Raw genomic sequence first — 14,684 nt, forward strand, 5'->3', positions numbered from 1 at the left:
AGCGGACACCGCAGTCATGGGTGCGACGTTCCTGGTCACCGTCGCACTCGACCTCGTCACCGCGGTAGCGGTCGGCGTCGCGTTCGCGGCGATTCTGGCCCTGCGCGCAGTCGCCAAATCAGCCAAGATCGAACAAGTCCCACTCGACGATGACGGACACCAGAGCGAAGAACACGAACTGCTCCGAGAACACATCGTCGCGTACCGCATCGACGGCGCATTGTTCTTCGCCGCAGCCCACAGGTTCCTCCTGGAACTGGCCGACGTCTCCGACGTCAAGGTGGTCATCTTGCGGATGTCACGCGTGACCGCTATCGATGCCACCGGTGCCATCGTGCTCAAAGACGCCATCGACAAACTCGAACACCGCCACATCACCGTCCTGATCTCCGGCATGAAATCCGAGCACCTACGACCGCTCAAAGCACTGGGTGTCTTCACCACCAAGGACAGCGAACGCAGACATATCTTCTCCGACACACCCCGCGCCATCGAGTACGCCCGAATGCTGGTACTCCCCAGAAGCCATTACACGTCGATGAATACCGAGGAATGAATCACTATGTCCCAGAACGGAACTATCTCACAACCCACCTTCACCCAACACGTGAAATACCTGGCGGGGCAAACGTTGCCGGACGAGTTCCTCCCGTGGGTAATCGAGGACATCACCGGTCCTGGCGCATCCCGCCGCTACGCAACCCGGTGCATCGTCCCGCTGCTACCTATCCTGGCCGGTTTGTTGCTGATTCCCGGTCCCTGGATCATCCGAATCGGCATGGTGCTCCTACTGTTCCTTCCCTTCGTCTACTTCCTTCTCGCATTGAAGAAGATCTATCTGAGACACCGGTTGGTCAGCCACGGGTTGAACCCATCGCTCCTCGACGTGCATCACCAAAAGAAAATGGACGAAGAAAAACAGGCCTACGAGTCGCGCTACCGCCCATGACGACGTCGAATCAGTAGTTCCCACAATGAGACGACAATCTCGGCGTATCAGGCCGACCCAGACGAGGCGTCCGTTGAACGAACCACCGGGATCCCTCGCACCGGCACTGTTGTGCGCCGCCGCCGTGGTACTGGCGATGATCGGAGATTTCTTCCTCCTCGCCTCTTGAATTTTTACACCTTTGCTCGTACTCCCCAGGGCTGGAGATACCCTGCTGAGTACGAGCGGAGGTGACGTGCTGAAATTTCCGACTGTTGCATTTCGTGAACCCTTTTCGCTCGAATGGGAATTCACGAATCTCGGCCACGAAAGTAGCCCTCGATTTCGGTGACGAGTTCACGGGTTTCTGTCACGATATTCTGGCCAGTCGCTCGCCAGCGAAGTTCGCTGTGTTCGCAGACCACACCGTATCTAGCGTGGTGGGACGACAAGATACGAGACTCGAGGGCTTCGACCAATACGGCGAACGCCTACGTTCGTCAAAATGCAGAAGCGACTCATGCGATGGAGCAGCAAGGTCTATTTGCCGCCGGTGAACGGGAATTTTTGCCAGCGTGTGAAGCGAGCGGCCGAACGACCAGTCAGCCGAGGACCGCCGACTGCGCCTAGCCGGGTACGAGGTCTACCGCTTCGGTGGAGCCGAACTGTTCAACGGTGCCAGCAGGTCCATGGTCGAAGAGTTCTTCCAACAGCTCACGGCTCGCATGTCGTAGCTGACTGACGGCCGAGGGAGCACCGCCACGGGGAGCGTGCTGCCGACTGGTCCGCTGGCGCGGCAGCGTGAACAATTAATCGGCTCGGTCGCTGCTGTCGCATTGATCAGCCAACGTGCCCCAAGAAGTCCGGCCACACCTGGACTTCCGAATACGTTCCGAATATGATGGGGGCCATGATCACCGCAGCAGAACTTCCCGCCGCGACCCGACGCTCCTCGGACCTGAGCAAACACTCGGCCGAAGTGTTCGCCGAGGCCGAAAACCACCCCGTAACAGTGACCCGACGCGACGGCGAGGCGCTCGTTTTAATGTCGCAGCGCGAAGCCGAGGGCCGCTCCCGCCTGCTGAACTTCGCCGCCCAACTCATCACCGTCACCCTCGACGAGAGTGGTTCACTCGCTGAGCGCATGGCCAAGGCCTTCCCCTGGATGCTCGCCCTGTCGCCGGCCGACCGGGAGACCTGCGCTCAGAACCTCGTGGACGCCGCACGCGCCTCGTTCTCCACCGACCAACCGCACCTCGCGATTGCGGAGCTGACGTCATGGAAGGAGACGGCAACCGCCATTGCCGCCGGGCTCCGCAGCGCCGACCACGACTGGCTCGACGACGACGAGACCGTGGAGCGTCCGTAATTCTGACGGCCACCAAGAAAGGCGAACTGGTCCCCCGTCCCCCGAAGAAGATCGAATACGAGATCCGGTTCGCTACCCCCGGCGCGCGCAAGGGCTGGCAAGACCTCGTCGCGACCATCCGCAACCCGATGACGGAGACGTGGGACTTCCTCACGCGGACACCCCAATCCACGACCCCGACGAACTACCCCCTCCGCGGCGAACTCGGCACAATCTCCCGCGAGGGAACGACCCACACGCGCTGGCAACACAAACCGACAGCGAAAGGAACCGCGCGTATCTGGTTCTACGTCCACGAACGCACAGTCGTCCTCGAGCAAGTGCACACAAGCCACCCGAACGAGACGAAGTAGCCGAGCAAGCAGGACACCTCTTCGACGACAAGACGATGTTCCTCGCCGAAATCGACAACGGCACCGCCCGAAGGACTCAGAACAATCATCTATCCCGCCGATGTGTACGCCTGACGCAACGACACGTGCCGCGAGCGCCATCACGGAAAGTGGGGCAGAACCTCGCATGGTTCTGGCTCACTTTCCGTGATCAATTTTGAATACGTCAGCCGCTGAGGAGTATTCGTTTGCGGAGGAGGCCGAATCCGGCACGGCCGGAACATCTGCCGTTTAAGCACCTCGATCCTCTGTGGAATCTGACCACGCGGACGATCATATTTTCCTCGGGTTGACCACGGAACTGAGGAGACGATATGAGCGGCACGGTGGCACTGGAGGATAAGTGGCCGGTGCTTGGCCGGCATGCGCAGGCGGCCGGGTGGCTGCGACTGTGGACCGATCTCGGGCGGGCTCCCCGAACGATCGACGTCTACGCGCGGGGGCTCTCCGAGTATCTGCAGGTGTGTGAGCGGGAGGGTGTCGATCCGCTCACCGCCACCAGCGCCCATATGCAAAATTTATGCACTCCTGTGGTCGACTGATCCACCTTGATCGCGATCCACCACACCCATCTCGAGGAGCACTCCCATGTCGATACGCACGCGCATTACCACCGCATTGGCCGCAGCGGCCGCCATTGCCGCAGCGTCGGGATTAGCGGCACCCACCGCCATGGCCGAACCGGCGACCGGTTTTCTCAGCAGCTTCGACTTCGGATCTGTAGGACCATTCGGATCTGTAGGACCAGGTGCCGGCGACCGTGAGACAACCGTGAGGATCGAAACTGGGCAGTCCGACGCCACCGTGTCAAGGGTTGATTTCGACGGGGATTCCTCTTGCATAACAACTCCAGGACTTGAGTTGCCTCAGCGTGTGCGGTCGAACTCCGCTCTGCAGTTCAACGTGGCGCGGTCGGGTGACGCTCATTGCGATAGCGAGTCATCGGCGACGAAGTTGGTCTTCCGATTGGATCGCGGAGGAGAGGCGTACCTCGACATCGAAATGAGAAGCGGGAATGTGTCAATCAAGTGTGCGTCGCCTGCCCACTGCCAACAGTCCGGCGGATACCCGTTCTATCGTTTCTCGGTGTCGTGACACGAAGCTGACCGCAACCACCGATGATCAACCTTGTCGGGCAGCGGACCAACTCGCGGGACGTCTTGAGTGAGTAATCCTGGGCGGGTGAAATCAGGGGTGAATATCCCCAATGAAGAGTAGTTGAACGTGCAATTAAACCGACGGTAAGGGAAACTTCGCCAGTGAGAATACGACGTAGGCGCAGGCTGCGGTACATAGACAAGGGGAAACGGTGGCAAACCGTGCTTGTCGTTGGCCTATGCGTCATCGCCGTTGCGGCAGTCCTCCTCGGTCTTCTCTACGACCAAAGTCGATGGAACTGAGTATGTCGAAACTTCAAATTTCCGAGGCTGATCGAGAGGTGCGGCGTGCAGATCCCGCCGACCGACTGAAGACACGGCTAGTGATCGGGTTGTGCGTCTTCACCATGGTTGCGGTTATCTGCGGCCTGATCTACGACAAGAGCCGCTTAGTCTGAGCAAGAGCGGGCGGCTACTTGGCGAATCTGTCTAGCAGCTGAGACCAGCGAATCGCTTCAGTTCGAGACACTGGCCGTGAATGGCCCTCGGGCACGCCAGGAATGAACCTCTCCGATCATACCGAGCTTGTGCTCACCCACGAGCAGCGGAAACAGGCAGGACAGGACTTCGCATTGCTGAGCTCGCTCGCTGCGGCGAATCGAATGCCGCAGCAAGGCAATTCCAATCGCACCCCGAGTGGACGTGATGCGTTTGCAAACCAGCAGCCAATTCAAGTCACGGCCAATAGCTTTGACTGCCGAGAGATCGCCGAAGGTATCCGGCAGGCGCGTCATCGCGATCAGTACGAAGCCGCCCAGGTTCGAATCAATTAAGGAGGCTTGGGTGACGTTCTTTCCACAAGGCACCGCGAACGTCGTGCCGGCCGGGCCAGGTCGAGCGGAGAACCTTCGGAGCGTGCTTGGCATTTGTCCGAGCTTGTTGGGCGCGAGGGTTGCGGCGCAATCCTCGCGCCCCGCTGAGCGGACTACCAGGAACCGAAGGCGCTGCATCAATGGTTCAAATCCGCTTGAGGTGATGGTGCCGAGTGGCTTGGTGCCGTTGTCGAGCCGCGCGAATTCTTCCTCCCTGTGTACGTACACAAACTGCAGGGCCGGCCATTTCAAGCAGTCTGAATCGCACCGGAGTTTCCGGAGACTTTGATGTGCCCCGAGTTTCGTGGAGTCGCGATATTTGACTTCAGGCTACGGGTTGGCGTGTGAAGTGTACGTTCTCGAACTCGATCGGTGTCAGCATCCCGAGGGCACTGTGCCGGCGTTGGCGGTTGTGGAAGATCTCGAGGTACTCGAACATCGCGTTGGCCAATTCGATCCTCGTTTTCCATCGTTTCCGGTTCAGAAGCTCGGTTTGCATTCTGCCCCAGAAAGATTCGATGACGGCATTGATGCTCACTGAACAACCATGGTCGTACCGGCTGCTTTTCGGGGAAGGTGGTTGGTGCTGAACCCGGTAGCCGCTGGGCCACTGCTATTGATGCTCGCCCTTCGAGGGCCAATAGGAGTACCGCAGGACCCGGCGGACCCGGCGCCCCGACTGGTGATAGAGCCATGCGCTTCGAGCGCCTTGCAGTGAGCGACCAGCGGCAACGCCTCCCACCTGGTGAAGCATCCCGACGATGTGGAGAAGGTGCGTATGCAGGAATCAAGTGTCGTAGCTGGGATCGACTGGGCTGCCGAGCTTCACGCGGTGGGCGTACTCGGTGGTGACGGCAAGGTGATCGAACGATTCGATGTTACACATGAGAGCCAAGCGCTGCATGTGATGGTGTCGAAGTTCCGTAAGGCAGGGGTGACCAAGGTAGCGATCGAGCGCGGCGACGGGCCGGCCGCTGGAGGTATTGATCGATGCGGGGATCGCGGTTTTCGTTGTTCCGTCGCGTCAGATCAAAGCTTTACGGACCCGTTACGGCTCGGCAGGGAACAAGGATGACCGTCGGGGCGCATACGTACTCGCGGACACGCTACGCACGGACGGTCACCGGTGGCGGCCGCTGCGAGAGGATCACCCGGAAAGCAAAGCGCTGCGGGCGATGTGCCGGGCCCGCAAGGATCTCGTGGAGACACGGGTGCAGGTGATGAACCAGCTCCGGTCCAACCTCGAGCTGGCGTTCCCTGGAGCCCTCGGGTTGTTCAGCCGCCTCGACAGCGAAGATCACGTTGGCCTTCCTTCGCCGGTTTCCGAGCGCAGCCAAAGCTGCGTGGCTCTCTCCGGCACGTCTGGACCGGTGGCTGCGATCGGTCGGTTACAGCGGCGGTATCTCCGCGGAGTCGCTGTACCGGCACGTCGACAGTGCGGCCCCCGGGCTCTTCTTCAGTCGAGGCAGAGGCTCGCGGTCAGATCACGACCGGTTTGGTCACCACCATCGAAACGCTGACCACAGAGATCACACGAATAGAGGCGCAGATCCGAAAACTCTTCGACGCGCATCCCGATCAGAAGATATTCGCGAGCCTGCCGAGGTCCGGAATGATCCGAGCGGCAACCCTTCTGGCGGAGATCGGCGACTGCCGCGAACGATTCCCACCGACGATGCCCTGGCGGCTCTCGCCGGCGCCTCACCCTCGACTCGGCAATCCGGCAAACACGAACAAGCCGTGTTCCGCTGGTCGTGCAACAAGAAACTCCGCAGGGCTGTCACGGATTTCGCGAACGGCAGCCGCTTCGGCGACGAGTGAGCGATGCAGGTGTACCAGCGGGCCATCACCCGTGGATGCCGGCACCCCCATGCCATCCGAATCCTCGCACGCGCCTGGATCCGCATCATCTGGCGCTACTGGCACGACGAAATCCCCTTCAGCCCGGCAACTGCACGAGAGCCGAAAACTCTCAGCCGCTTGACAAAGGGCACTCCTATGGCTGTCAAAGGGCAGAGAACCAGGTTGGACCGACGACGCGAAGTATGACTCCCGGATCGAATGCCGTCCGGGTGCACCAGCTCGCCATGGGCGCGATCTACGTGTTTCATCTGATTTCGGTAGCAACGCCGACAGGGGCTGTCAGTCTGTGGGTTCACATCCGACAAAGACGTATGGAGAATCGCATCATGTCCCCACGCTTAGGTTGGATCGGTGATCCGTTGCCGGATACGGCGGAATGGCTCGCCCCTTACCCCTATCCCGACGCGGGCCCGAGAGGTCAATGGTTGGCCGACCGCTACCCGCATACCCTGCGTGTACTGCACCCGGCCTATCTGGATACCGACGGTGAGTCTCAACCAGTGACATGGGCTCAGATTGCCGCTGCCGTGGGCACCGAGATGACCGTCGGGGCGCAGCTCTCCGAGATCGTTGGGGCATGGTTTCCCGAGACCACCGGACTCCCGGATCCGAGCGCCACAATCGAGGGCACCTTCGACACAGCGCCGGAAATGGGATCACTGCCGCCGGAACTGATAAATGTTCTGTTCAACCACTTCGACGACGCACAAGCGGGACTGTTCTGGACCGGATGGGGAGAGTTCCTCGACGAACCGATCCGAGGCTCTGCGCTCGTCTCGGAAGGCCCTGACGGGCTGGACTATCAGGTCGTCACGACAACCCGGTCCTCCACGCAGTCCGCCACGCGGATGCGCACACCGAACTTCTGGTGGCCCGCGGACCATACCTGGTGTGCAGCAACTGGGATCGACGAGGTGGACACGCTCGTCGTGTCTACCGACCTCGGCCGACTCGAATCCGTACACGCGAATCCAGCTCTCGAAACACAGCTGTACTCACGTTGACCGCATCGGAGAAGTCGGTACGGACTACAAGGACAAGCGTTGAGGTAATCGTCGCTCCATCACTGCGCTACGACGACCCACCCTGAAATCAGCCGAAACACCGCTAACGCCAGTGTCATGGAGTCGGAGCGACGGATCGTAGTTCTCATCGATGACGCTCCCGTACGGCTGTTAAGTGGCATCGAGCCAGGTTCGGTATCGGTCGGTGAAATCTTTGTCGTGGTAGATGCCGCGTTCGATCCGACTGATGTGAATGGGATACGTGTCGAGAGCTGCAGAGACTGTGCTCAGCGGAATGTTTTTCTCCCGCCTGGTTTGTCGAAGGTCCTCGATGTCGGTGACGGCAAACGGCTGGTTGAGATGCCGGAAGACCTCCCGGGCAATTGCCCGCTTCAAGATTCGGAGGAGTTCGGCGGCACTGTCACGTTAATCGATTCGGCGCCTCCTAAAATCCCACCAGCCTCATGAGTCACACACGAGCAGGAGGTTTCCGAGCACGGATCGACCACAATCAGCGCTTGATTGCTTAACGTGACAGTGCCCTCTCCATCGCCCTGACCATCACTAATGTGATTCACGACCGCGGCCGGGTCTTCACCGACCTCGCGGTCACGATCGCCGACGGCGGAACCTCCATCTCCGATATCGAGGTTCTCGGTAACCAGAAACGAATCTTCGGCGACGTTGCATCGACGAGTACCGCGTGGCGCACCCTCGCCAACATCGACATCGCCAAGTTGGCCAGATCACCGTCGATCGAAACGAGGTCCGCGAAAAAGTGTGGGAGTTGATCTCCGGCCGTCACGGATCGATACCGGCGACCCGCACCGCGTACGGAGATATCGAGGATCTGATCGTCATCCGTATCGATGCCACCCTTATCGAATCGCACAGCGAAAAAGACCTCTGTGCCGGTAATTTCAAGGGCGGCTACGGATTCCATCCCTTGACCGCCTGGTGCGACACTCCCCCAAGCACTTCGTGCAGGGCGGTACCCCCACCGGCGAATGCTTGGCGATCATCCCACGAGCCGGTAACGCCGGCTCCAATACCGCTGCTGATCATATTGCGATCATCGTTGCCGCCATCGCCGCGATCCCCGAAAAATACCGACACAAACTGTTGATCACCATCGACGGTGCCGGGTCGAGCCACGGCGTGCTCGAACATCTCACCGCGCTGAACTCGGTGCCCGGTAGGTCGGTCGAGTACTCCGTCGGTTTCGGCCTCGACACCCGCGTTCGGGCCGCAATCGGCGACCTACGCGGCGATGACACACTGTGGTCCGCAGCCCTCGACGCGAACGGCCAAGCCCGCAGCGACGCCCAGATCGCGGATCTCACCGGACTACTGCGCGAGAGCTATGTCGGCGACCTTTTCCGTACCTGGCCTGACGGAATGCGGATTCTGGTGCGGCGTGAACCGATCACCGCCGGCACCCAACTTTCCGTTTTCGAGCAAGACGACAAGTTTCGGTATCAGCCGTTGGCCACGAACACGAACGTCGGTCAGGTTCAGAAACTCGAGTCCCGGCACCGCACCCATGCCCGGGTTGAAGGGTTCATCCGCACCGCGAAGGACACGGGTCTGGCGAAATGGCCGTCGAATTCGTTTGCGATCAACTCGGCCTGGGTGATGGCCGTCGCGATCGCGTGCGACCTGCTCGCGTGGACCCGACTGCTGCTCTTGGATGGTGAACTCGCTGCTGCGGAACCGCAAACACTGCGATACCGGTTGCTGCACACCGGTGCTCGAATCATCAAGTCCGCCCGCAAACAGATCCTACGTATGTCCGAAACCTGGCCGTGGGCACACCAATTAGCTGCCGCGTTCGCGAGGGTTCTCGCGATCCCCTGATCGCAGGAACCATCTGCTCGATCACAATAATGAAGGGACGCACTGCTACCGGACTGTGGAACCGACGCCTGACCGCGGCCGAACCTGCGGTGCGAGCCATGTCTTGACCCCAAAATATGTTCCTCGGTCCCCGGATCAGAGCGCCTGATTCGGGTCTTTCATCTGCCGTGAAAACGATCCGAGGCCGTCCCTACCGTGAAAAATTGAAGCTAACTATAGTCGGCTGTATTTCGGTAATGCCTGTCGACGACTCGTTTACATGAGAATATGAGCGAAATTTGCGGGCACCGTATCCGGAAATTTTGAACGTCCGTCACACAAAGGGGGAGATGACAAGTGGTAACCATTCGTCAGCAACCGGCGTTGCTCGCGAAGACTGCCCTGCAAGCTCGAGGGCATATATCGCGGAATCCAGCTGTGCTGGCGATTGTTGCCGGAATCCTCAGCGCGGTATGGGTTTTTGGTGCAACGTGCAGTCTTTTCGGGGGAAAGGGGTACTCGGGCGGTCAGAGTCTGGGTAACCCTGCCGTTCTTGCGGGGAGTACGGCCATCCTGGTGGTGCTGACACTTGTTGCATGCTTCCGTCGTCGGTATCCGGTGTGCGTGTATCTGCTCACGCTTGTCGGAACGGTAGCGCTGGCATTCGTGTTGGAGGACCGCGTAGCGGCGGCTACTCCGCTGTACTGGTGTGCCATTGCCGTCATGGCCGGGAGCACCAGGGGGAGTCGTCTCGCCTTGCTGGCGATGATCGGGATTGCCGCAGATATATCGATGACAACCGAACTCTGGTTGGTCGGTGAGAGTGTGCCGCTCTCTCAGGTGCCGATTGGGGATTTGCAACCTCTCCTGTTCGAGGCTTCCGTCAATGTCGTCAGTAGTTACGTCGTCATGATCACGATCGGGATGGTTGTCTCGAGACACCGATCTCAATCATCCGCCAGCGCCGCTGCCATCGAGCAAATGCAGTTGAATCACGAAGCGCGACTGAGTGACGCAATCGCAGAGGAGCGCCAGAACATGGCGCGTGAACTGCACGATGTTGCCGCACATCACCTCACCGGAATGCTCATCCAAGCGAAGTCAGCAGACAAGTTGTTTTTGTCCAATCCGGATCAGGCGAAGGCATTGCTCGGAGGCGTGATCGACCATGGCGACCGTGCGCTGAACAGTCTGCGCCAGACTGTGGGGATTCTGCGTATCGGTGGGACGGATCCCAGGTATCCACAGCCGATGATCGCCGATATTCCGCAACTGGTCGAGGGTTGCCGGGCGTCTATTCCGCTGTTGGAACTCGATCTGGAAGACACGTTCACCGAAATTGACAGCGCGGTGCAGCTGTCGTCCTATCGGGTTGTACAAGAATCGTTGTCGAATGTTCTCCGCCACGCGCCGCAGAGTTCTGCGAAGGTGAGTGTGCGATGCGAGAACGATTCGATCAGCCTCAATATCACCAATAGCGCAGGAATGGGCGTGGCCGCCACAGATGGTCAGAGCTTGGGGATCTCGGGCATGCGGGAACGAGTAACGCTTCTGGGCGGCACACTCCTCGCCGGACCCCTCGACAACGGTTGGACGGTGAAGGCAGTCATCCCCACCGCCGGCCGGATCGTTGGATGATCCCTACTGCCCAGTACTTCAAAATAGGTGCGAGAGCGATTCGACTGAATTGAGCAAATCGATCCTTCTTACGTCCGGATACTGATTCGGCCCGCTGCTGGTCTGATCGAATCACCGATCAGACCAGCAGCGGACTCTCACGACAGATTGAGTTAAGGGCAAATCGCGAAACTTAGACTGCTCCAAGCATATTCGCCACCATCAATCAATCCTGTTGCATTTCCCGATTCGGCGATCTCCTGAAATCCAAGTACGGACTGCATCATTGACATCCTTCTGTTTCTGAGGGGCTGGGACTGATCCTTGTCCGTGTTGGGCAACGACCGGAATTGTTTGCTGCTCACGCGGATCACCAACATGTGATGGCTGATCCGAATTATGGACCTATTGAATGCATGTCCTTTTGAAAGGATATCCAGAAGGTAGCATTTGTGTCGGTCTTTGGAGGAATTTGTCCTTCTCTATTTTCGTTCTCCATTCGGCTCATGCCCGTTAGTCCGAGGTAGGGCGCGGCTAGGCCACTGAACGCTCGGCATTCAGTTGCGGGGGATGCAATGGAATTTTCATTCCGAGGAACGGGGCAGTAGTTTCATGTGTTCCTCGGAGGTGGTCTACATAGAGGCCAAGCATGTTGGACACGCCGGCCGAGCCGCTTGCCCAGTCCGTGGATAGCCGGATGAGTTGTTCCCCGGGAAAATGGATTCCAGCACCATGCGGAACCGCGTGCAGCTGCAGGCGTCGGACGTGAGCGTCGAGGTGCTCGCGTGTCCGACCGAAGTCCCGGCCACTCTCGAGTAGCTTGATGAGGTAGTAGATGAATCCAGCGCGCCCGTTGAAGAGATTGGACTGTACGCAGAATTCTGCTGTCGCGGCATTGGTGATCTTCGCGAGCAAGTCTTCGTACCGACGATCTGGGCTGTGTGACGCGATGCGCATGATCGCTAGCCCGACTCCGGTAGACCCACTGGCGATGTATGGCAGTCGTCGCCATCCTTCGTTCAGCTGGAGTGATCCGTCGGGGCAGTCGACGAGAAGGGAGATGTCTTGTTCGAGTGCTTCTTTGGCGTCGTCAAGATCTTGTTGGTGCCCGAGGGCTTCATGCGCGCGTATCCAGAAGAGTGACTGTCCGCTCGCTCCGTGCATGAGGCCGCCCTTTCCTGTGGCGACATACGATTGTTCATTTTCGGATTGGATGGAACTGTTGGGGACTTGTAGCCGGTCGTGCATGACCTGGCGGATGTGATTGATCGCTTCGAGCGAGGCAGGATCACTATTCCGGCTGTGCTGTTCTAGAAGGTAGAGCCCGATGCCGGCGAGTCCACTGAAGAGCTCGGATGGGAGCAGTTCGAACGGAGCTCGATAGATTTTTTCAGCCCACGAATCGGCGGTGCTGTGCAGCCCGAGGTGTTCGAAGGTGCTTGCAGCACCGGCTAATCCGTCGTATAGGCCCATGCTGACGTTCGGGGTGCGCTGAATCGTATGTTCAACCCATTCCGTAGCGAGCTGCACGTCTTCCTCGCTCATCGCTGTGGTGAGGAGGTTTCCGCATGGTCCGTGAGCGATGCTGAATGAATCTCCCGAGAACTGTGCGATGTCTCCGGGGTAGAGGCGATCTGAGCGCGAGAGTTGCCGCGACTCACGGATGCCGAGGTCTATGAGTGACTGGATCTTTTGAACGCTGTCCGCGTCGCGGACAGGCCATTGGTGGATCAGCTCTTCGGCGCGGAGTGCATGGATGCCAGGACGATTCGAGCGTGGCCGTGGACGAAGTACATCGAGGATGCTCTGGCAGTAGCTGTCGGGGAGTTCGAAGAGATCGTGTGCTTCCGCGACCAGTTGTTCAATTTTTTCGGGGCTGAGATCGAGCAGTACTGTGAGTGGCAAGAAGATCGAAATTTTCAGGCAGGCAAGAGAGTACAGATCTGCGGACAACCCGGTTCGTCCGTCCGCAGGTGTGAAACCGGGTGCGCCCATCGGCTGAACTACGTCGTCTTGCCCTTCGATGTAGGACATCTCGAAATCGATGATCTTGATCGAGTTGTCTGGCAGTACCAGGACATTGTTGGGATGGAGGTCGCCGAACACGATCCGCTGACTGTGCAGGTGCTCGATGGCAGATTGCACCTCGTTGACGATGCCGATCGCCCAATCGCGGTATGTCGCTCGGTCCAGCTGTGTTTCGTTGGCGCGAACCAGCGGATTACGTTCGACCAGTTCTTTATTGAGAGTCCTGCCGTGAACGTACTCCTGCACGAGGAAGTGGTGGCTCGAATGTTCGAAGTAGTCGAGTATGCCTGCAAAATAGGGTGATTCGTTCAGCATCTGCAATATATCTCGTTCACGCTGGAGGCGCGAAACTGCGTCGCGGCCATCCGGTGTGATTCCGGCGAACGGCCGTGCCTCCTTGACGACGATCTCGGCGCCATTGCTGTTGAGGGCTTTGTACACACCGCCTCCGTTGGAGAAATGGAGGGCATCGATCATCTTGTACGGGAACGGCTGGTCGTCGCCGTCCGCGTGGAGAAGTTCCTTTTGTTTCGCGATGAAGTCTGGAACTTCTACCCAAGTAGGTGGCCGGAATGCGGGCTGGCGGAGGTCAGGGACGAGATAGCCGGCGGGATCGGTGATCGCAGGCACGAGTTCGTCGTACTGGTCACGAACGTATTTGAGGGCGAAGCCCCCGTACCTGACATAGAGGGGACCATCCTGCCATCGGAGGTCGGAGAGGATGTATGGCCCGTCGAATCCCTGTAGAAGTTCGTTCAGTTCGTTGAGAATGCTCTCGCACGTCTCGGCATCGGAAGGGTAGATCGTAATGAATTTTCCGCTGCCACCTCGGTGTGCGTACTTCATGTTGGAACGGAGCATCGCTGCAGAGTTGGGCAGGAATTTGAACGAGTAGTGCCGATCGATGCAGTACCTGGATGTTATGTCCAAGATCGACTGGGCATTCTGCATAGTTGCCGAACAGTGGATCTTCCACCCTTGATCGGGAAGCACTACTGACGCCGGTTGATGATGTTGCCATCCGTGGGATTCCACGGAGGTCCAGTCGATATCCCATTCGAGGTCAGTCAGTTCGTATCGACGGATGGTGGTGCCGGGACGCTGTGTCGGATCCTGGTGGAGTCGATCGTAGAATCGCCTGTCAGCCAAGGCATATTCGAGGTACTTCGTATCCATTGACTTCACCTCCCCTGATCTGTAGCCGGAATGCGTCCCAGCATCTGTGTGGTTTGTTGACTAGGAGCCAGAGATTCCCAGATTGTGAACTCATGCCGTGAGATACCGCGTGAGGGGAGGCGGTAGATCGTGGAGCTCGAACCCAATCTGCGTGTGTGGATAACGATAGGGTAAATCGGTTGCGTGGTAGTTGTTTTCGTGAAATCCGTCGATCAATCTTCGTTATGTCTCAATGTGAATTTGTCGTCCCGATTACATTGCGCGAGAAGTGTTGTCGAGTCAGGTTAGATCTGGAGCCGAAGGCCCTGAAGGGACAACGCACCGTCAGGGCCCTCGGTTGATCAGATGCTGCGTCTGAAATCTGTTTCAGCCCAGTACTTCTAATCAACTAGTCACGGCAGAAGCTGGTTCAGGAAGGTGTTGCTGAATACCTTGTGCGGGTCGAGCTGGTTGAATGCCGCGTTGGCGGTGTCCCAGTTGTTGTTGGTGGGGACGCCGTCGC

General features: G+C 58.7%; 17 protein-coding genes and 1 pseudogene. 12 read left to right on the forward strand and 6 right to left on the reverse strand.

Features of this window, described 5'->3' with window-relative positions:
* The 4 genes from QM600_RS26305 to QM600_RS26320 all read left to right on the forward strand — a co-directional run.
* A partial coding sequence (locus QM600_RS26305) for an STAS domain-containing protein (RefSeq protein ID WP_283264687.1) occupies positions 1-556 on the forward strand: 556 nt, incomplete at its 5' end.
* Positions 557-562: 6 nt separating this feature from the next.
* On the forward strand, positions 563-949 hold the full coding sequence (locus QM600_RS26310; RefSeq protein WP_283264689.1) for a DUF5313 family protein: 387 nt from the start codon (positions 563-565) through the stop codon (positions 947-949).
* Between the two features lie 877 nt (positions 950-1,826).
* Entirely contained in the window at positions 1,827-2,297 is a 471-nt protein-coding gene (locus QM600_RS26315; RefSeq protein ID WP_283264690.1) for a prevent-host-death protein, read from the forward strand.
* Between the two features lie 706 nt (positions 2,298-3,003).
* On the forward strand, positions 3,004-3,231 hold the full coding sequence (locus QM600_RS26320) for a hypothetical protein (protein WP_283264692.1): 228 nt from the start codon (positions 3,004-3,006) through the stop codon (positions 3,229-3,231).
* Here QM600_RS26320 and QM600_RS26325 read toward each other — a convergent pair.
* A complete protein-coding gene (locus QM600_RS26325; protein ID WP_283264693.1) occupies positions 3,208-3,531 on the reverse strand; it encodes a hypothetical protein in 324 nt (107 codons plus the stop codon). The two genes, QM600_RS26320 and QM600_RS26325, sit on opposite strands and share 24 nt — an antisense overlap.
* A gap of 560 nt (positions 3,532-4,091) precedes the next feature.
* Here QM600_RS26325 and QM600_RS26330 point away from each other — a divergent pair.
* A complete protein-coding gene (locus QM600_RS26330; RefSeq protein WP_283264695.1) occupies positions 4,092-4,244 on the forward strand; it encodes a hypothetical protein in 153 nt (50 codons plus the stop codon).
* 57 nt (positions 4,245-4,301) lie between these two features.
* On the opposite strand, the gene QM600_RS26335 is transcribed toward QM600_RS26330, so the two are convergent.
* Both QM600_RS26335 and QM600_RS26340 read right to left on the reverse strand, forming a co-directional pair.
* Complete coding sequence (locus QM600_RS26335; RefSeq protein ID WP_283264697.1) at positions 4,302-4,910, reverse strand: hypothetical protein; 609 nt, start codon at positions 4,908-4,910, stop codon at positions 4,302-4,304.
* Positions 4,911-4,983: 73 nt separating this feature from the next.
* Positions 4,984-5,187 (reverse strand): annotated as a pseudogene (locus QM600_RS26340) (IS3 family transposase); the annotation flags it as partial.
* 216 nt (positions 5,188-5,403) lie between these two features.
* Here QM600_RS26340 and QM600_RS26345 point away from each other — a divergent pair.
* From QM600_RS26345 to QM600_RS26360, 4 genes are all read left to right on the forward strand, one after another.
* Positions 5,404-5,733: a hypothetical protein gene (locus QM600_RS26345; RefSeq protein WP_283264713.1), complete on the forward strand. Its 330-nt coding sequence runs from the start codon at positions 5,404-5,406 to the stop codon at positions 5,731-5,733.
* Entirely contained in the window at positions 5,642-6,178 is a 537-nt protein-coding gene (locus QM600_RS26350; RefSeq protein WP_283264699.1) for an IS110 family transposase, read from the forward strand. The genes QM600_RS26345 and QM600_RS26350 overlap by 92 nt, the downstream gene beginning before the upstream one ends.
* Positions 6,179-6,338: 160 nt before the next feature.
* Positions 6,339-6,479 carry a transposase gene (locus QM600_RS26355; RefSeq protein WP_283264711.1) on the forward strand — a complete coding sequence of 47 codons (141 nt, stop codon included), beginning with the start codon at positions 6,339-6,341 and terminating at the stop codon, positions 6,477-6,479.
* A gap of 368 nt (positions 6,480-6,847) precedes the next feature.
* Positions 6,848-7,525 (forward strand): hypothetical protein, encoded by a 678-nt coding sequence (locus tag QM600_RS26360; protein WP_283264700.1) that lies wholly within the window; start codon positions 6,848-6,850, stop codon positions 7,523-7,525.
* A gap of 171 nt (positions 7,526-7,696) precedes the next feature.
* Here the strand turns inward: QM600_RS26360 and QM600_RS26365 are convergent, their stop codons facing one another.
* Entirely contained in the window at positions 7,697-7,921 is a 225-nt protein-coding gene (locus QM600_RS26365; RefSeq protein WP_283264702.1) for a hypothetical protein, read from the reverse strand.
* A gap of 173 nt (positions 7,922-8,094) precedes the next feature.
* Here QM600_RS26365 and QM600_RS26370 point away from each other — a divergent pair, with 173 nt between their 5' ends.
* The 3 genes from QM600_RS26370 (at position 8,095) to QM600_RS26380 (ending at position 10,999) form a co-directional block, all read left to right on the forward strand.
* Complete coding sequence (locus QM600_RS26370; RefSeq protein WP_283264703.1) at positions 8,095-8,316, forward strand: hypothetical protein; 222 nt, start codon at positions 8,095-8,097, stop codon at positions 8,314-8,316.
* Between the two features lie 166 nt (positions 8,317-8,482).
* Positions 8,483-9,382: a transposase gene (locus QM600_RS26375; protein WP_283264705.1), complete on the forward strand. Its 900-nt coding sequence runs from the start codon at positions 8,483-8,485 to the stop codon at positions 9,380-9,382.
* A gap of 336 nt (positions 9,383-9,718) precedes the next feature.
* Positions 9,719-10,999, forward strand: a complete 1,281-nt coding sequence (locus QM600_RS26380; RefSeq protein WP_283264707.1) for a sensor histidine kinase — start codon at positions 9,719-9,721, stop codon at positions 10,997-10,999.
* 513 nt (positions 11,000-11,512) lie between these two features.
* Here the strand turns inward: QM600_RS26380 and lanKC are convergent.
* A complete protein-coding gene (gene lanKC, locus QM600_RS26385; protein WP_283264709.1) occupies positions 11,513-14,182 on the reverse strand; it encodes a class III lanthionine synthetase LanKC in 2,670 nt (889 codons plus the stop codon).
* Positions 14,183-14,574: 392 nt separating this feature from the next.
* A partial coding sequence (locus QM600_RS26390) for a cholesterol oxidase substrate-binding domain-containing protein (RefSeq protein ID WP_283263398.1) occupies positions 14,575-14,684 on the reverse strand: 110 nt, incomplete at its 5' end.

Source organism: Rhodococcus sp. IEGM 1379, from assembly GCF_030056815.1.
Classification (GTDB): Bacteria; Actinomycetota; Actinomycetes; order Mycobacteriales; family Mycobacteriaceae; genus Rhodococcus_F.